This window comes from uncultured Lutibacter sp. (assembly GCF_937891065.1).
Lineage (GTDB): Bacteria > Bacteroidota > Bacteroidia > Flavobacteriales > Flavobacteriaceae > Lutibacter.
The window spans coordinates 1-19,371 of record NZ_CALAEQ010000273.1; the positions used below are offsets into that span (position 1 = coordinate 1).

Sequence of the window (19,371 nt, forward strand, 5' to 3'; positions counted from 1 at the left end):
AGAATGTGTAAGTTGTCATCAAAATGATTATGATACTACAAATGATCCAAATCACGTAAGTGCTGGATTTACTACAGATTGTACTGCTTGTCATACAACTGGTGGTTGGACACCTTCAACTTTTAATCATGATTTCTTCCCACTTACTTTGGGACACGATATTAGTGATTGTACACAATGCCATACAACCAATAATTATTCTGATACTTCTTCAGAATGTGTAAGTTGTCATCAAAATGATTATGATACTACAAATGATCCAAATCACAGTAGTGCTCAATTTCCAACAGACTGTACGGAATGTCACACTACAGGTGGATGGACTCCATCAACTTGGGATCACGACAGCCAATATTTCCCAATATATAGTGGAAATCATCAAGGTGAATGGAATCAGTGTATTGATTGTCATACGGTAGCTAATAATTATTCTAGCTTTAGTTGTATAAATTGTCATGAGCATAGTAATAAAGCAGATGTGGATGATGATCACAGAGATGAATCTGGTTATTCTTATGTGAGTAGTGAATGTTATAGATGTCACCCAGATGGAAGAGAATAAATTAAATCCTATGAGAAATAACGTTGTTTTTATATTTTTTTGTGTGTCATTATTTTGTTCAAAAATAAATGGGCAAGAAAAAAAGATGCTTCTTACTGGAAAAGTTTCTTTTGTGACTTCGCAAAGTGTCTATGTTAAATTTGAAAGCACTAAACATATTAATATTGGAGATACTTTGCGATTTTTAAACCAAGAAAAACCTTGTTTATTGGTTAAAAATAAATCTTCGAAATCTATAGTTTGTATATCCCTTTTTACTTGTGAAATAAAAAAAGGTGATGCTGTTTATTATAATTATTTTGCTAAAAAAGAAGAAACTACTATTAAAAAACCTATAATTCAAGAAAATAATACTATTGTTAAAATTGCAAAAAAGGCTCAACTTGAAATAAAAGATATTGAAAGAATAAGGGGTAAAATTTCAGCATCTAGTTATAGTGATTTATCCAGTGAATCTGCTGATAAACACAAGATGCTTTATCGATTTTCAATGAATGCCAGCCATATAAATAATTCGAAATTATCTTTTGAGTCTTATTTAAATTATAGACAATATATCCAATCAAAAGATACTGCAAGTATTAAAAGGGAAAACATTTTTAATGTGTATAATATTGCCTTAAAGTATGATATAGATTCTACATTTTCGTTTGTAGTTGGAAGAAAAATCAACAATAAAACATCTTCCTTGGGTGCTATTGATGGTTTACAAGCTGAAAAAATTTTCGGTAAAAAATATGTTGGAATTATCGCTGGTTTTAGGCCTGATATTAATGATTATGGCTTTAACGCTAACTTATTTGAATATGGAGGATACATTGGAAGCGTCACAAATAATTCAAAATTTTATTCGCAAACTACCTTAGGTGTTCTTCAACAAAATAATAATGGTCAAATAGATAGAAGATATGCTTACTTTCAACATTCAAGTACGATTATGAAAAAGTTAAATCTTTTTTCATCATTAGAATTTGATTTATATAATAAAGTAGACTCTGTTGCTAAAAATAATATCAGTCTTACAAATCTTTATGTTTCAGCAAAATATAAATTTAGTAGAAAATTTAATTTAATGCTTTCATATGATTCTAGAAAAAGAATCGTGTATTATGAAACTTTTCAAACGGATTTAGAACGACTTTTAGATGACAATGAAGCTAGACAAGGTTTTAGGATGAGAATGAATATAAAGCCTAGTAATTTTTTATTTACAGGTTTCAGTTATAGTAAAAGGTTTCAAAGTTCTACACAGAATAAATCAGATAATATGAATGGATACCTAACTTTATCTAAGATTCCTGGAATTGGAGGGAGACTTTCTGTTAATTTCAATAAAAATACTTCTAACTATTTAGAGAGTACTGTAATTTCTTTAAGACATTCACGAAACATAATTAATAATAAATTGAGTGCAGATTTCTATTTTAGAATGGTTGATTATAACTATTTTAGCAGCAATACAACGTCTAAACAAACTTATTATGGTACAAATCTTTCCTTAAGAATTAGTAAAACTTTAAAATTAAATGTTTTTGGTGAACTTTCAACAAGCGGTGACCAAAGCAATAATTATAGAATAAATACATCAATAGTAAAACGATTTAATAACAAAAGAAAGAAATAAATTATGATTTCAATACTTAAAAACTCATTAAAAATTACACTAATAATGCTAATCACTTCGGCATGTAATAATGGTCCAAAGGTCATAGAATCAACTACTGCAATTCCAAATTCTGAAAAAAGTAGTGGGATATTTTCTGATGAAGCTTCAACACCCTCAAATATGAATACATCAACTACTTTTAGTGATAATATGCATTCCGTAAAAGTGAATGAAATTCTTGAGGCATCAAAATATTTTTATTTGAATGTTACTGAAAATGACGAACAATTTTGGATTGCTACAAGAACGATGGGCATTCTTGTTGGTGAAACTTATTATTTTAAAGGTGGTTTACTTAAAACCAACTATGAAAATAAAGAACTCAGTAAAGTTTTTGAAAAAATATATTTAATATCGGGTAATTTAGTGGCTGCAAACCATTCTACAAGTTCAAATAGTGACAAAAGTATTCCTCAAAAAAAGCAATTAGTAAAATCAACACCAGTTCCAATCAAAACAACATCTAAAAAAATTGTAGTTGAAGGTTCTATGAAAATTTCTGAGTTAGTTGCAAACCCAAGTAAATATGATGGCAAAACAATCCAAATTAGTGGTATTTGCGTAAAATCGAATCCAAATATTATGAATAAAAACTGGATGCATTTAAAAGATGGTAGTCAAGACGATTATGACCTTGTAATAACTTCTGATACTTTTATTCCAGAAGGTTCAATTGTAACCATGACAGCAACTGTTTCTTTAAATAAAGATTTTGGTGCGGGTTATAAATATGATTTAATTTTAGAAAATGGAGTTATCATTCCTCAATAAAATATAAATTAAAAAACAAAGACCGACTTACCAAATAACAATAATTTTATGAAGAAATTTTTAGCACTAATCACAAAATTTTCAGCAGCACTTTTTAATACAAGAGCTGCTGGTATGTATATCTTAATTTTTGCAGCAGCAATAGGTATTGCTACGTTTGTTGAAAATGATTTTGGTACAAGTTCAGCTCAAAAAGTAATTTTTAAAGCTTGGTGGTTTGAACTTTTACTCTTGTTATTTAGCATTTCTATTGTAGTAAACATCATTAAATTTAAAATGATAAAACAACAAAAATGGCCTTTAATTCTATTTCACGGATCTATTATTTTGATTTTTCTAGGAGCTGGTTTAACGCGTTACCTTGGTTTTGAAGGGATGATGCATATTAGAGAAAATGATACTTCAAACAGTTTTCTATCTTCTACTACTTTTCTAAAATTTAAAGTTATTAAAGATGATAAAACATTCGATTTTAATGAAGAAGTTCTTTTTGCAACATTAGGAAATAACAATTGGCACGAATCCTATTTAATTGATAATGATTTAATTGACGTTACCGTAAAAAAATTCATTCCAAATCCTAAACAACGTTTTACTGAAAGTTTAGATGGTAAACCAACTTTAAAAATTGTGGTTGCCGGAATGAATGGTAGAGAAGAATCTTTTTTAAGCAAAGGTGATACAAAAAGATTTGGAAATTTACTGTATAATTTTACCGAAGTTGAAATCCCAGAAGCTATTAATATTCTTTATAAAAATGACTCTTTATTTTTTAAAACAAATAAAGCGTTCACTCAAATGGTCATGGCCACTCAAAAAAAAGATACTATCTATACTTCCAATAATTACAAGCCGTTAATGTTACGCTCATTATATTCAGATGGGACAAACAATTTTGTGTTGCCTGAATTTAATAAAAATAGTGAAATCACTATTGATTCTGAAGATCCTAAAGTAAAAAGCGAAAGTGTTACCGCACTTTTAGTTGATATTACAGTAAATGGAAAAACACAAGAAACTTATTTGTACGGACAAAAAGGTTCTCCTGGAAATCCTCAAGTAATGAATTTTGATAATTTGAGTTTATCCGCTGCCTATGGTACAAAAGAAATGACTTTACCTTTCGCTATAAAATTAAAGAAATTTATTTTAGATAAATACCCTGGTACAAATAGCGCTTCTTCTTATGCAAGTGAAGTTCAATTAATTGACGATAAAAACGATGTTAAAAAAGATTTTAGAATATTTATGAATCATATTTTAGATTATGATGGCTATCGTTTTTTTCAATCATCATTTGACAAAGATGAAAAAGGAACCTACTTAAGTGTTAATAACGATTATTGGGGAACTTTAGTTACCTATGCAGGTTATATTTTGCTCACAATAGGAATGCTTCTTACATTCTTCAGTAAAAAAACAAGATTTTATCAAGTTATTCAAAAACTTAAAAAAATGAGAGCAAATAGTACAACTCTTATATTAGTAATTGGACTTTTATTGTCTTCGACAGTTTCATTTGCTCAATTGCAAAAGGAAGATTTAAATGTAACCCATATTATTGATTATAATCATGCGAACAAATTCAGCAAACTTGTAGTCCAGGATTTTAGAGGAAGAATGAAACCTGTTCACACACTAACGAGTGAAATACTTCGGAAACTTTCACGAAAAGAAAGTTTATATGGTTTAAGTTCAGACCAAATTGTACTAAGCATGTTTATGAATAGTAGCGAATGGTATGATGTAAATATTATAAAATTAGGTAAACATGAAGATATTCAAAAAAAATTGAGTGTTACAGGTTTATATGTTTCTTATAAAGATTTTTTTGCTGAAAACGGGGAATATAAATTAAAAGATGAAGTACGAAATGTTTATAATCTAAAACCTGTAGATAGAGGTGTTTTTGAAAAAGAACTATTAAAAATTGATGAAAAAGTTAATATTTTAAGTATGTTATTTTCTGGTAGTTTATTAAAAATTATTCCAGATACTAATGATATAAATAATGCTTGGGTATCAAATCACACTGCAGGTAATAATCATAATCATTCAAATGAAGAAAGTAATGTAGCAACTAAATTTTTTAGTTCTTATACAACTATTATTGAAGAAGCAATGCACAGTAATAATTACAGTGCTGCTAACAACCTTATTGATGAACTTAAAGAATATCAGATTAGTAAAGGGGGAGATATTATGCCTTCAGAATCAAAAATAAATGCTGAAATTTTATTAAATAATTCCAATGTTTTTAATCGTTTGGCTTTATTGTATATTATACTTGGACTTGCATTTTTATTCTTTTTGTTTTTATCCGTTTTCAAACCAAATTTAAATTTAAAATTAGCTTATAAAATTTTATTTTCTTTAGTTGTCATTGGTTTTACTTTTCATACAATTGGACTTGGATTAAGATGGTACGTTTCTGGAAGAGCTCCTTGGAGTAATGGATATGAATCCATGATTTATATCGCTTGGACTTCTACCCTAGCTGGGATTTTATTTACAAGAAAATCGTTTGGTGGCTTGGCTGCAACTATGGTTTTAGCTTCCGTAATTTTATTAGTTTCCATGTTAAGTTTTTTAGATCCAGAAATCACACCACTGGTACCAGTATTAAAATCGTACTGGTTAACCATTCATGTTTCATTGGAAGCTGGTAGTTATGGATTTTTAATGCTAGGTGCTATTATTGGCTTAATTAACCTAACACTTATGCTATTTTTAACGGAAACTAATAAAGATAGAATTGTACGTATTATTAAAGAAATGTCCTATATAAGTGAATTGACTTTAGTTGGAGGTTTATTTATGGTAAGTATTGGGACTTATTTAGGTGGTGTTTGGGCAAATGAATCTTGGGGAAGATATTGGGGATGGGATGCCAAAGAAACTTGGGCTTTAGTAACTATTCTTGTTTACGCGTTTATATTACATATGAGAATTATCCCAAAATTATTTGGCTTATTTTCATATAATGTTGCTACCATATTCGGTTTAGCTTCAGTTATAATGACCTATTATGGTGTAAATTACTATTTATCTGGTTTACATTCTTATGCTAGTGGTGATCCAATCCCAATTCCTAATTGGGTTTATTATGCTGTTGCATCTGTTATTATTTTATGTGTTGTCGCCTATTTTAAAAAGAAAAAACTCGATTTATAACCATAGAGTTTAAACTCCATTATATAAAGACCTTAATTTACACTTCATTAAGTATAAAACTTTATGAAGTGTAAATTCTAGCAAATATTTAGTCAACTTATATTTTATATAATTCAAAAATAATTAGAAATTAAAAATAGTTCACATTTCTTCGAATAACCCAAATTACCTAAAGGTATCTTTATCCAAATTAATTGCAATTAAGTTTCGGTTTTATAGATCTTCAGACTCTTTATAATCTATACATTTAAATAAAACAGCCAACCATATCGGAGAAGTAAAATTATAAAGTCAATTGAAGTATATTTGCACTATTATTTTAAAATCAAAAATCAATTTCAAATTTACTTTCTGATTGGATTTTAGCAACTCAATCTTTAATAAACAAAATAGCAATATACCAACGCTTTAAATAAGGTATGACACATAATTTAAAAAAGACCAATATGGATACTGATATCATAACACAAATAAATGAAGTAATAGCAGAATATTTTAATACTCACTCAGAAGATTACATCGCCGCAAAAGACATTATGCCAGCATTAATTAATGCAGGTGTTTTCACAAAAGATTCAAAAAAAGGCTTACCATTTAGAAAAGTTTTAAGAAAATTAGATGAAGAAAATTCACTGGATAAAATACCTTTTGTACATGCGGAACGTACAGAAAAAACCACTTATTGGTATTTGGTAAGAAAAGGTGCTAAATACTCACCAAAAGTAGAAACTACTACTATTTCAAAAAAGCAACTTGCCATTAGCAAAAAAATAAATAGTGATGAACATTATATTCTAAATTTATGCGATGAATTATTGAATAATTCAGCTTCTCGTCAACATAGATTTCCTTTCCTTTTAGGAGATTTTCATAAGGATAAAAAAAACCGAACTAAACTTCCTGTAGATGGTTATTATGAGAAATTAAACTTGGTAATAGAATATCGCCTAAAACAACGCACCGAAAAAACTAGTGATTCTGACAAAACAGCAGTAAAAACAGTTAGTGGAGTTACAAAAGATGAACAACGTAAAATATACGACAAACGAAAAAAAGATGTACTTAAAAGAAAAAACATCAACCTAATTGAAATTAACTACTATGCCTTCGAGTATGATAACGAAATGAATATTATTCGTAACAAGGAAAAGGATATTGAAATAGTTAAAAATCTTATAAAAGATTATATGCAATAAGATTTCCTTTTTCATAGTTTTCTATTCTGTGTGAGATTCCAAATTCCAATTTGTCATTCCATAAAATACTTGCAGAAATATGTGTTGATAACGGACTTCCGTTTACCATTCTTCTTTGATTCTTTAGTTACAATTGTTTTTATTTTTTTAACAAAAAAAACTTTTATTATTAATTTATCCGCACTCAGTTACAATTCTAAATACAATTTACCCTCTAATTTATAGGCACTTATAAATCATAAAATTTGTAAACTTCAAAAAAAGTAAAATTTAAAAATGTAGGAATAATGTAACTTTTTTTAATAATTATATAACAAACTCACTAACCTTATTCGCTAATTTTGTTGTAGTTATAATAAATCATTATCAATTAAATTTAAAAATCAATTAAAATGAAAAAAAGAAGTTTATTTATAGGAGTTACAATAATCTCCTTAGCATTTACATCATGTAAAGATGAAAAAGTAACAGCAGCAGAAAAATCCGTAGATGCCTATGTTGTGTATGTTGATTCAATTAGTACTATTGAATCTGCAGATGCACAAGCAAACTGGCAAACTATTAATGATTCTTATCAAGTAAGAGTTGCTGAATTAGATTTAGTCTTAGAAAATTTAAAAGAAAAAGAAGCAGCACAGGCAAGAATTGATGCAAGTAAAGCAAAATTTGAAGCTTTAAAAGCTCAAATAGAAGCTGATATGAAAGCTCAAGCTATGATAGATTCAAAACAACTATTAAGAACTACATTGTTTGGCAAAGGAAAAATGGGCGATGATATGAATTTTGACTGGGTAAACAAAGGCAATATTCATGCTGTTTACGATCAATTTGTAAATGGTGCACAAGATAATAAGGATACGTATTCTCGTGAAGACTGGGATGAAATTAAATTAATGTATGAAGCGCTTGATAGCAGAAAAAATACTGTTGAAAATGAAGGTCTTTCTTCTGCTGACAATAGAAAAATTGCGCTGTTAAAATTAAAATTTGCTCCTATGTACACAATTAATAGAATTAGTGCAAAAACTGAAGAAATGGAAAAAGCTAAAAGCTAAAAACTTTTAGATTGATTAAGTAATGTGAAAAATGGCAGTCAGAAATGACTGTCATTTTTTTATTAAAAATTCCACTTTAAACAAAGCTTGAACTCCTCTAATTAACTCCTCCTATTTGGCAACAAAGGCGGTGGCTCACCATTAAAAGGATTCCAACGAGAAATACTTTTTGCGCCCATACCAGAAGCTCTTATAACTGCTCTATCTCCATAACGTTCTCGCATTTTATCCATAGCTTGGTATAAATTCATAATTTTATCATTGTCTTCAAACAAATTAATTTGATGCCCACCGCCCACTAAATGGCTGAATTTTACACCAATCAAACGAACAAGTAATCTTCTTTGATATAAACTTTCATACAATTCCATAACAACTGGCAATATGGAATGATCGGATGAATTATAGGGTATTCTTTTTTGTTTGGTATAGGTTTGAAAATCGGAATAGCGAATTTTAAACGTAACACAAGCTGTTAATTTATCACCTCTTCGTAACTGGAAAATTAAATTTTCAGCCATAGCCACAATAATACTTTTGAGTTTAACAATATCAGTTGTGTCTTTATCAAACGTCCGTTCGGTTGAAATAGATTTACGTTCGTGGTATTTTATAACTGGTGTATTATCAATACCATTGGCTTTTTTCCAAATACCTGTTCCGTGCTTTCCAAAAACTCTGGTCATCATATTTATAGGCATTTCCTGAACTGTTTGTATGCGCCTAATTCCTAAATCGCATAAAGAATTATAGGTTTTTTCGCCAACCATTGGAATTTTACGAACAGATAATGGCGCTAAAAATGGTTTTTCAGTTCCTACATTTACTTTTATCTCGTTGTTTGGTTTTGCTTCACCCGTTGCAATTTTGGATACTGTTTTATTTGCTGACAAACCAAAAGAAATAGGCAAACCTGTTTCTCTAATTATTTTCGTTCTTAATTCTGAAGCTAGTTGATGACAGCCAAAAAATTGGTCCATTCCAGTTAAATCAATATAAAATTCATCAATAGATGATTTTTCGTATAAAGGAACACTTTCATTTATAACATCCGTCACCAATTTTGAATATTTTGTGTAAATACCACTATTTCCACGCAATACAATAGCTTCCGGGCACAATTGTTTTGCCATTCGCATTGGCATTGCAGAATGCACGCCATATTTACGAGCTTCGTAACTGCAACTTGCCACTACACCTCTATCTGAAGTTCCGCCAATTAATACTGGTTTCCCTTCCAACCTACTATCAATCAAACGTTCACACGATACAAAAAAAGTATCTAAATCCATATGAACAATGGAGCGTTCTAAACTATTCATACTTTTTCAATTTTTGGTGGTTCCGCATATCTCACATCTTGCACAATCGCTAATTTTTCCAATTCTTGTACTTCAACATTAATACAATCAAATTCTTCCATCACTTTTCCTGTTAACCTATAAACTCCCCTACCTTTTAATGGATATTTTTTTACTGAAGGAGGAAAATGCACCGTATCAATATGATTGCCTTGCGTATCAATAAAAGTTCCAAAATACATCATTTCCCCTTTTGAAGTAATCGTTCGTTTTGCAGTAACATAATAACCATAAACTGTCACTATTTTTCCAATATAGTTTATTAAATCGTTGGCAAATAAATCCTGTTTTAACGGTTCTTTTAATAATTTAAACGGACTGTTTAATGTAAAGCCAATGTATTGCAATTCATCAAAAGCATCTTCTAATGTTGAACTTGTTAATTCTGGTGTTTTATAGATTACTTTTTCCGACTTAAATAGCGTTGAAATGGTTTCTTCTAAAACAACTTTGTGCACTTTCATATGTGCTTCCCACAACAATTCTCGCTTGTTTCTTTTAGTGAATTGAAACGCATTCACTTTTATTAAAATGGCTAGTTGTTCCAATGAAATTGCTACCCGATCTATAAAATCATCTAAATCTAAAAACAAACCATTTTTAGTTCTTTCTTTAACTATTTTTTCAGCGTTTTTATGTTCAAAAGAATGCAACATTATAAATCCTAAATAAATGTTTTTTCCTTCAATATAATTTTGATAATACGCTTTATTTATACTTGGCGGATGAATAATTCCACCATTCATTCTGGCTTCGTGCACATAATATTCTTGTTGGTAAAAACCACCAAAGTTATTGAGTGTTGCCACCATATATTCCAACGGATAATAGGCTTTTAAAAACAAACTTTGATAACTTTCTACCGCATACGATGCCGAATGTCCTTTTGCAAAAGCATAGCCAGCAAAACTTTCAATTTGTCGCCATATTTCGGTTGTCAGTTCCAACGAATATCCTTTTTCTTTACAGTTTTCAAAAAACTGATGTTGGACTTTTAAAAACTCATCTTTAGACCTAAATTTCCCACTCATTCCGCGCCGTAACATATCGGCTTCTCCCAAACTTAAACCTCCAAAATAATGCGCCACTTTAATTACATCTTCCTGATACACCATCACGCCAAAAGTTTCGGGCATAATTTCTAATAAAATTGGGTGTGCATCTTTTCGTCTTTCAGGGTTTCTGTAACGTTTAATATACTCTCGCATCATCCCCGATTTTGAAACACCTGGCCTAATAACCGAACTTGCTGCAACCAAACCCAAATAATTATCCACTTGTAATTTTTTAAGCAACATTCGCATTGCTGGTGATTCCACATAAAAACAACCAATAGCTTTAGCATTTCTTAAAATATGCTTTATTTTTTTATCTTCTTTAAAGCGTTTTATATCGTGAATATCAATGGCTGGATGTGTTGGGTGATTGTATTTTACAATGTCAACTGCTTCACGTATTTTACCTAAACCACGCTGACTTAAAATATCGAATTTGTACAAACCAATATCTTCTGCCGCCACCATATCAAACATTGCTGTTGAAAAGCCCTTTGGCGGTAAATACGTTGCTGTATAATAATGAATTGGTTTTTCTGAAATCAATATTCCTCCCGGATGAATGCCTAAATAATTTGGAAATCCTTTAATGTATTTACTGTAAATTAATACCAATTTAGATAAATCATCTAACTGGTTTGGGTTAAAATTTTGAGTTGTTAACTTGTCTATTTCTTCTTTTGGTAATCCAAATACTTTACCTAATTCTCTTACAGAAGCTCTGTACTTAAAGGTATTGTAAACTGCAATTAAGGAGGTATTTTTAAATGTTTTGAAAATATAATTCATAATAGCATCTCTATCTCGCCACGAAAAATCCAAATCAAAGTCTGGCGGATTTGTACGATATAAATTGATAAAACGCTCAAAATACAAGTCGAGTTCTATGGGATCTACATCTGTAATTCTTAATAAATAAGCAACAATACTATTGGCGCCACTTCCTCTACCAACATAATAGTATTGTTTGCTTCGGGCATATTTTAAAATTTTCCAATTGATTAAAAAGTAGGATACAAATTGTTTTTGTTTGATAATATCCAACTCCTTTTCCAATCGTTCAAAAACACGTTTCCCAATTTTTTGGTATCTGTAATTCAATCCTCCATAAGCCAGTTTTCGTAACAATTTAAAATCCAACGCTTCATTGTTGGTATAAGAAGTTTGGTTTTTAGGAGCCTCTTTTGAAAAATCAAATTCAACACAACAATCATCCAATATTTTTTGAGTTGTGGCAATTATTTCAGGAAACTCACTGTATATTTTTTCCAGTTCTTTTTCGGGTAACATTATATCCGTTTCTTTTCCTTGTTCAGAAATTGGAAGTTTACTCAAAAGTGTATTATTATCAATAGCTCTTAACAATCTGTGTGTATTAAATCCTTTTTTATCTTGAAAAGAAACTGGTTGTAAAATCACTAATTTAGTTGGTTGAAATCGCCATTCAGAAAATTTTAAATGGTTTAAATCTGAAGGCTTTATACCTATGTATTGATTGTCACCAAGCTCAAATACTTCATTTTGGTAGGGATAAATAACAAACGTTTCTGAGATGTATTTTGCGCGTTTTGGAATGTTCATTTTAGCTGAATACAAAAATTCTGACAAGTACTTATTTAAGTGTTCTAACGCATTGTTATTCTGAGCAAGCATTACAAATTGTTGCTGCGCTCCATTTCTAAAATCGATACCTAAAACAGGTTTTATACCATACTTTTTAGCAAAACGCACAAAATCTATATGTGCCGAAGTACTATTAATATCAGTTAATGCGAACGCACCAACATTATTTTTTAATGCCAATTGCAGCAAGGCTTCAGGCGCTATTGTACCATAGCGTAGACTGTAATATGTATGCGTGTTTAGATACATTTTTTGTTAAAATCCTTTTAGGTATTGTTTATTTTGCTAAATTAGCTCAAAATATTAGCAGTTATTGCTCACAATTTTAACATTATGAATTTTCTCTCAAATAATATTAAACACATTAGAACCTTAAAAGGTTTAACACAAGAACAGTTTGCTGAAGACTTAAAAGTATCGCGTTCAAGAATAAGTTCTTATGAAGAAAACAGAGCCATTCCTCCTATCGATTTTTTAGTTGATCTATCTGAATACTTCAATATTCCTATTGATATTTTAATTAAAAATAATTTATCTGGCGCTAAAGACACTACGTTTATTGAAATTGGAAATAGACGGATTTTATTTCCTATTACTGTAAATGGTGCTGATGAAGATTTAATAGAAATTATTCCAGTGGAAGCATCTGCAGGTTATTTAAGAGGGTATTCAGATCCAGAGTATATAGAGCATTTAAATAAAATAAAATTACCTTTTTTACCAACGGGTACACATAGAGCTTTCCCTATAAAAGGTGACTCCATGTTACCTGTAAAAAGTGGATCTTATATTGTTGCTCGTTTTGTAGAAGAGATTAGTTCAATAAAAGATGGCAGAACTTATATAGTTCTCACATTGAATGATGGTATTGTTTATAAACGCGTTTTTAATAAAATGGAAGAACATGGGATGCTATTAATGGTTTCTGACAACAAAAGATACGATCCTTATTATGTTCCTATAGATGAAGTTTTAGAATTATGGGAGTTTACTTGCAGTATCAATACCCAAGAATATGAAGAACACGAACTAAAATTAAGCAGTATTGCAAGTATGCTTACGCAATTAGGTGTTGAATTAAAAGAATTAGAAAAAATATATAAATAGTGTATTCAATAGTAGATATAGAAACAACCGGACATAGCAACAGAATAACTGAAATTTCCATTTTTTTTTTTGATGGAAAAGAAGTAATTGATGAGTATACTACTTTGGTAAATCCAGAATGTAATATTCCACCCTTTATTACTAATTTAACTGGGATTACCAATGCAATGGTTAGTAACGCACCTAAGTTTTATGAAATTGCAAAAAAGATAAATGAAATTACAAAAGACACCATTTTTGTTGCACACAATGTAAACTTCGATTACAATATCATTCATAAAGAATTTAAAGATTTAGGGTTTGATTTTAAACGAAAAAAACTCTGTACAATTCGTTTATCCCGAAAACTAATTCCAGGTTTAAAATCATATAGTTTAGGTTCACTTTGTAGCACACAAAATATTATCATAAATAATAGACATAGAGCTAAAGGAGATGCAGAAGCAACTACCATATTATTTAAAAAATTAGTACTATTAGATGAAGATCAAACAGTTTTTAATTCATTTTTAAATCCACGTTCAAGACAATCAACTTTACCACCATTATTACCTAAAGAAGTAGTTGATAATCTTTCAGTAAAAACGGGAGTGTATTATTTTAAAAATAGTAAAGATGAAATTATTTATGTGGGAAAAGCAAACAATATAAAGCAACGAGTGTTAAGTCATTTTTATGATAAAGCAAAAAAGGAAGTTACTATGTGTTTGGAAACTAGCAATGTTACTTTTGTTGAAACTGGTAGTGAGCTAGTAGCTTTATTAATGGAGTCGTCTGAAATAAAAAAAATATTCCCGAAATTCAATCGTTCACAAAGAAGAGCAAGTGAAAGTATTGGTTTATTTAGTTATGAAGACAGAGATGGTATACTTCATTTAGCCTACAATCGATTAAAATTAATTGCAAAACCCTTAATGAAGTTTTACAATGGAACTGAATGCAGAATTTTTTTAGAAAAATTATGTGAAGAATATGAATTATGTCCAAAGTATTGCCACTTACAATCAAATATTACTAATTGTTTTCATTATCAAATAAAACAATGCAAAGGTATTTGTAGAAATGAAGAGGGTGCTATAACCTACAATGAAAGAGTACAGAAAGCAATTGCCTCTATAAAATTTAACACTGAAAACTTTGTAATTAAAGAAACTGGTAGAACAAGTAAAGAGCATTCTATTGTATTAGTATTAAATGGAATTTATAAAGGTTTTGGGTATATCAGTAAAAACAAAGAAAGTGCAACGGTAAATGATTATTTTGATAACATTACAACTCAAAAAGATAATAATGATGTAAAACGAATTTTAAATTCATACCTAAAAAACAATATAGAAACCATAGAAAAATTGGACGATTATATTTATGAATTAAATAATTTAATTGGGATTTAATTCCTAGTTGGGTTGAAGGTATTTCTATTCGGGATTACACTTTAAATGCTCGCTTAGAAACTTTATCCAAAAAAAATAGTTCAAAGATATTGGTTGAAAAGTTTGGGTCATAAATAGTTTGACTTTCCTTATAGAAATGATTTAACAGCAACTTCATTAAATAAAAAACACTAATACTTCAAATGATATTAATTAACTTTACCTAAATTTAATTAAAAAGATAATGACTAAAATTCAACCACTTTTAACTCCTTATAAAATGGGAGATTTACTCCTAAAAAACAGATTAGTAATTGCTCCTATGACCCGTTCTAGAAGTAATAATAAAGAAAATGAGCCAACCGAATTACAAGTAAAATATTACAGACAGCGCGCAAGTGCAGGGTTAATAATTTCGGAAGGTTCTCAAATTTCAAAACGAGCTGTTGGTTATGTAAATACTCCTGGTATTTATTCCGAAGCCCAAGTAAAAGGATGGAAAAATGTAACCGGTGCTGTTCATAAAGAAAACGGTAAAATATTTATTCAATTGTGGCACGTTGGTAGAGTTTCTCATCCAGATTTTCATAACGGTGAATTACCTTTGGCTCCAAGCGCTATCAACCCAAACTCAAAATCCTTCACTCCTAACGGTTTTAAAGAAACCGTTACACCAAAAGAAATGACTTTGGAAGATATTAAAACTACAGTTGAAGAATTTAAACAAGCTGCAATAAATACCAAAGAAGCAGGGTTTGATGGGTTAGAAATTCATTCTTCTAATGGATACTTATTTCATCAATTTTTTAATAAATGTTCAAACCAAAGAAAAGACGAATATGGTGGTAATATTGAAAATAGAGCACGCTTTTTCTTTGAAGTTTTAGATGAAATTAGCAAAGTTTTTCCGCAAAACTGTGTTGGCGTTCGATTTAACCCTTCAATGCATAATATACATGGTATTGATGTTGATAAAGAAACAATTCCTTTATTTGAATATGTAATAAAAAAATTAAACAATTATAACATTGCTTATGTACATCTTTCAGAACCTTTTACCGATGTTTCTAAGGTTTCATATGCTGTAGAAAACATAGTTGCACATTTCCGCCCATTGTATAACGGAACTCTCATTATAAATAATAATTTCAATCAAGAAAAAGGAAATACTGTTATTGAAGAAAATTTAGCTGATTTGGTAGCTTTTGGTAAATTATTTATTTCAAATCCTGATTTAGCAGAAAGATTTGAAATAAATGCACCTTTAGCCAATTGGGATGTTGACACGTTTTATTCTGATACTGGTAAAAAAGGATATACCGATTACCCTTTTTATTCTGAAGAATTATAGATTATTAAAAAAAGAAAAAAAACATAAACCGAAGGTCGCCAGTTCAATTCTGGATCACGCTACAAACTTTAACGATTGAAAAAAAGCGATTTAGTATTATTAAATCGCTTTTTTTAGGCTTTCAATACTCACATTGATTCTGTATTATATTAACTGAAACAAATTTAAAAAAAACATCAAGCTGCCAAAAATCAGAATAACTGTATTTAAGGTTTTCCACAATTTCCCTGATAATTTCAGACTAATACTACTAAGAATAATTGCTAATAAACAAAAAGCAATACTAATATACGTAGAAGTATATGGACCATGCAAATATTCAGGATAATAGCTATGAAATATTGTAACTGCTTCAGATTGGTTATCTGCCAAACTGAAAGCATAAATCCATAGTCCTTGAAGCAGAATAGGAATAGAAATAAATATTACGCTTAAGAATGTCAATAATTTCAACTGAGGTGGGTCTAATTTAATTTCTCCAAATAACTTAACTATTTCATCAGGATCTTCATAGTAATACTTTCTTATCCTATAAACTGCAATTATTAAGCACAAATCAATAATTGGACCTATTACAACAAAAATAAGATCGTCAAACGGTTTAAAAAAAATCCAAGGAATTACTACATATAGTAAACTAATTATCAGAGCACTATAGATTAAGATTAGAGAAAACGGTTTATTACGTAGGAAGAATATACCCGCCATAAGATAAATTATATTTACAAAAATTCCCAAATAAACGAGTCGCTCTATCCATTTTAGATGAACAGGAGAGATTGTAGGCCATGTTTCTATAATCCATTGAGGTGTGAAGAGAGATGATATATTAGCTATAACTCCTAAGGAACCAAAGACAATACAAGATATCCCAATTAATTTTACCCAGTTTGAAGTTTTCATATACTTTTCATTTATGGCTTATTAATAACGTCAACCTAAATATCAAGCTTTCACCTAACGTTTAGTATATCTAAAGCAGGTGGTTTCTTCGTAATTTGCTATCAAGTTACATAAAGGTTGAAGTGAGCTATAAACTTTGAATTTACTACACATTCGCCTAATTTTATATATTGTTACAGCCCGTTTTTTCATCTCAATCAATCTTTGTATTCACTTTTAATCAAAAGTTATGATATTCATTTTAAATGCAAATTATCATTGTAATCTATATTCGTAATGGTGTTTAATATAAATTATACCTTGAAGCAGGATTACGATACCTGCAATTATCCATGGTCCTGACCTTAGAAATTCAGAATAAGTAATAAATCCAAAAAGTAAAATAAGATACCAAACTAAAAACATAAATCCTGCATAAAATTCCCTTTTCCATGAAAGTGCAAAACCAACAAAAAACAGTATAAGTAACAGAGGATAAAGAATAAATGGTAAATTAAAATAATCAATAGATTCTCCGATAGAAAGATCTGAAAAAACAACTATAATGTACAAAATAGCATAATTGACGAGAAGTATACGAAGTATAAATTTCCATTGCTGCTGTTCCTTTGGTTTGGGTGTCTCTGAAGATTTATACCACTCAAGAAGGAAAAAAGAGCCAATAAATAAAATAGGAAGCGCTAATACAATTATCATTCCGCTGTCAGGGCTTCTACTTAAATAAAAATCAAAAATCCAAACACCTGCATTCCAAACCAAAAAAATTATACCAGCTATTTTCTTTCTTGTCCAAGAGAATAGAAAACCTATCATAAAAATAATGGAGAGAATTAAAAAATAATTATCAATCGGGTTTGATAACGAGAACTCACCTTTAAAAATTGAAGTTATCATACCTGTTAAATACAATAATGCGTATACGGCTGTTACTATAAGAAGTGTTTTGTTAGATTTTGATTTCATTAGTTTAATTTTTTAACGGTTAAACTATTTTGTAAAATTTGGATATGGTATTTCAAAAAGGGTTACAAACCATTAGGATTATACCTATTAGATAGTAAGATGCTATCTGTAGTTCCTCTTGATTATTTTTAAGAAACATTCTGAAGTTGAGGTTTTAAATACCTCAAAAGATTTCTTTTTAGTAGTAGTTCTTTAAAATTACATAAAAAAATAATTCAAAAAAAGGAAAAATCTAACTTTTTTTAGTATTCATATAACCAGCCATATCATTTTGTTGGTCAAAAATTACACTCATTCTTCTAATCTGATACTTTTTTAAAGTTAATAACATCAAACTATTTATCTAATAAACAAGCACGAAATTTAGTGCTATTTTCAAAATAATAAAAAATGAGCACTATGCAAGTCAATTAGTTAACTTTTTAAAAATTCCTAATAAATGTCATATATTTTAGCTTTAGAATGAACTACTTTCGCAAGTCAAAATTCCTTGAAAATGAAATTTATTTTTCAAGAACTATTATTAAAGAAACAAGATTAAGACGATGACAAAAGAAATCAAAAAACAATGGCTTCAAAATTATAAAACAGCCCCAGATCAGTTAGCTAAAATGTCTAAAATAAACGGACTAATAAGTGCTTTCAATGCAAATATTGATGCTGTTATTAAATTATCAGGAAAAGATATAGAAAAGCTGATTCATGATTTTAAAATAGACCAAAAAGAAATACTTTCTAAAAATAAAACAACTATTAACACCAAAGAAGATGCTTTTAGAGGGCTCTTAAAATGTTTCACTAAGGGTATTGCTGAAGAATGGTTAATTGAAGATAAAGAAATATTTCAATGGCTTCAAAAGAATTTGGGTTATGACAAATTACAAATGGGCGGCCAAGGTGGAATTGTTGCTAATGTAATGGCTGTTTGCGGTGTTAATAATGTATTTGTTCACTGTGCTTCTTTAGGTGAAGAGCAAGCAAGCTTATTTTTAGATTTACCAAATTTGGTTTCTGTAGATGAAAATGGAATAGTAAATAAAGCTAAAAATATTAAAAGATCTAACGATATTCCATTAATTCACTGGATTATTGAATTTGATAAAGGAGATACAATTACAGTTGACGGAACAGCATTTACGTGTCCTAAATCCAATCGATTTATAGCTACTTATGATCCTTTAAACTTTATATTACATATTGACGAAACTTTT

At 29.4% G+C, this 19,371-nt stretch carries 15 protein-coding genes; 10 read left to right on the forward strand and 5 right to left on the reverse strand.

All coding sequences use genetic code 11. The features are described 5' to 3' along the window. The 5 genes from Q0352_RS14625 to Q0352_RS14645 form a co-directional block, all read left to right on the forward strand. Nucleotides 1-562, forward strand: a 562-nt coding sequence (locus tag Q0352_RS14625; RefSeq protein WP_299528853.1) for a hypothetical protein, incomplete at its 5' end; no start/stop codon positions are given. Continuing rightward, nucleotides 549-2,186 carry a hypothetical protein gene (locus Q0352_RS14630; protein ID WP_299528856.1) on the forward strand — a complete coding sequence of 546 codons (1,638 nt, stop codon included), beginning with the start codon at nucleotides 549-551 and terminating at the stop codon, nucleotides 2,184-2,186. The genes Q0352_RS14625 and Q0352_RS14630, both read left to right, overlap by 14 nt. 3 nt (nucleotides 2,187-2,189) lie before the next feature. Then, entirely contained in the window at nucleotides 2,190-2,999 is an 810-nt protein-coding gene (locus Q0352_RS14635) for a GW dipeptide domain-containing protein (RefSeq protein ID WP_299528859.1), read from the forward strand. A gap of 48 nt (nucleotides 3,000-3,047) precedes the next feature. Beyond that, nucleotides 3,048-6,173, forward strand: coding sequence for a cytochrome c biogenesis protein (gene ccsA / locus Q0352_RS14640; RefSeq protein ID WP_299528863.1), 3,126 nt, complete (start codon nucleotides 3,048-3,050; stop codon nucleotides 6,171-6,173). A gap of 446 nt (nucleotides 6,174-6,619) precedes the next feature. After that, nucleotides 6,620-7,369, forward strand: coding sequence for a hypothetical protein (locus tag Q0352_RS14645; protein ID WP_299528865.1), 750 nt, complete (start codon nucleotides 6,620-6,622; stop codon nucleotides 7,367-7,369). Here the strand turns inward: Q0352_RS14645 and Q0352_RS14650 are convergent. Continuing rightward, entirely contained in the window at nucleotides 7,347-7,478 is a 132-nt protein-coding gene (locus Q0352_RS14650) for a hypothetical protein (protein ID WP_299528867.1), read from the reverse strand. The genes Q0352_RS14645 and Q0352_RS14650 overlap by 23 nt on opposite strands. A 283-nt stretch (nucleotides 7,479-7,761) precedes the next feature. Between Q0352_RS14650 and Q0352_RS14655 the strand changes: the two genes are divergently transcribed. Then, nucleotides 7,762-8,424 (forward strand): hypothetical protein, encoded by a 663-nt coding sequence (locus Q0352_RS14655; protein WP_299528870.1) that lies wholly within the window; start codon nucleotides 7,762-7,764, stop codon nucleotides 8,422-8,424. 101 nt (nucleotides 8,425-8,525) lie between these two features. Here Q0352_RS14655 and dinB read toward each other — a convergent pair whose 3' ends face one another. Beyond that, a complete protein-coding gene (gene dinB, locus Q0352_RS14660; RefSeq protein ID WP_299528873.1) occupies nucleotides 8,526-9,746 on the reverse strand; it encodes a DNA polymerase IV in 1,221 nt (406 codons plus the stop codon). Next, nucleotides 9,743-12,712, reverse strand: coding sequence for a DNA polymerase III subunit alpha (locus tag Q0352_RS14665; protein WP_299528876.1), 2,970 nt, complete (start codon nucleotides 12,710-12,712; stop codon nucleotides 9,743-9,745). Before Q0352_RS14665 ends, dinB begins: the two co-directional genes overlap by 4 nt. A gap of 84 nt (nucleotides 12,713-12,796) precedes the next feature. Between Q0352_RS14665 and Q0352_RS14670 the strand changes: the two genes are divergently transcribed. From Q0352_RS14670 to Q0352_RS14680, 3 genes are all read left to right on the forward strand, one after another. Next, on the forward strand, nucleotides 12,797-13,570 hold the full coding sequence (locus tag Q0352_RS14670) for a LexA family transcriptional regulator (RefSeq protein ID WP_299528879.1): 774 nt from the start codon (nucleotides 12,797-12,799) through the stop codon (nucleotides 13,568-13,570). Further along, nucleotides 13,570-14,964 carry an exonuclease domain-containing protein gene (locus Q0352_RS14675; RefSeq protein ID WP_299528882.1) on the forward strand — a complete coding sequence of 465 codons (1,395 nt, stop codon included), beginning with the start codon at nucleotides 13,570-13,572 and terminating at the stop codon, nucleotides 14,962-14,964. The genes Q0352_RS14670 and Q0352_RS14675 overlap by 1 nt, the downstream gene beginning before the upstream one ends. A 223-nt stretch (nucleotides 14,965-15,187) precedes the next feature. Further along, nucleotides 15,188-16,294 (forward strand): alkene reductase, encoded by a 1,107-nt coding sequence (locus Q0352_RS14680; protein ID WP_299528885.1) that lies wholly within the window; start codon nucleotides 15,188-15,190, stop codon nucleotides 16,292-16,294. A 144-nt stretch (nucleotides 16,295-16,438) separates the two neighbouring features. Here Q0352_RS14680 and Q0352_RS14685 read toward each other — a convergent pair whose 3' ends face one another. Together Q0352_RS14685 and Q0352_RS14690 are read right to left on the reverse strand one after the other, a co-directional pair. Then, nucleotides 16,439-17,197 (reverse strand): hypothetical protein, encoded by a 759-nt coding sequence (locus Q0352_RS14685; RefSeq protein ID WP_299528888.1) that lies wholly within the window; start codon nucleotides 17,195-17,197, stop codon nucleotides 16,439-16,441. A gap of 255 nt (nucleotides 17,198-17,452) precedes the next feature. Continuing rightward, nucleotides 17,453-18,160 carry a hypothetical protein gene (locus tag Q0352_RS14690; protein ID WP_299528891.1) on the reverse strand — a complete coding sequence of 236 codons (708 nt, stop codon included), beginning with the start codon at nucleotides 18,158-18,160 and terminating at the stop codon, nucleotides 17,453-17,455. Nucleotides 18,161-18,705: 545 nt separating this feature from the next. Between Q0352_RS14690 and Q0352_RS14695 the strand changes: the two genes are divergently transcribed. Then, nucleotides 18,706-19,371, forward strand: a 666-nt coding sequence (locus Q0352_RS14695; RefSeq protein WP_299528894.1) for an ADP-dependent glucokinase/phosphofructokinase, incomplete at its 3' end; no start/stop codon positions are given.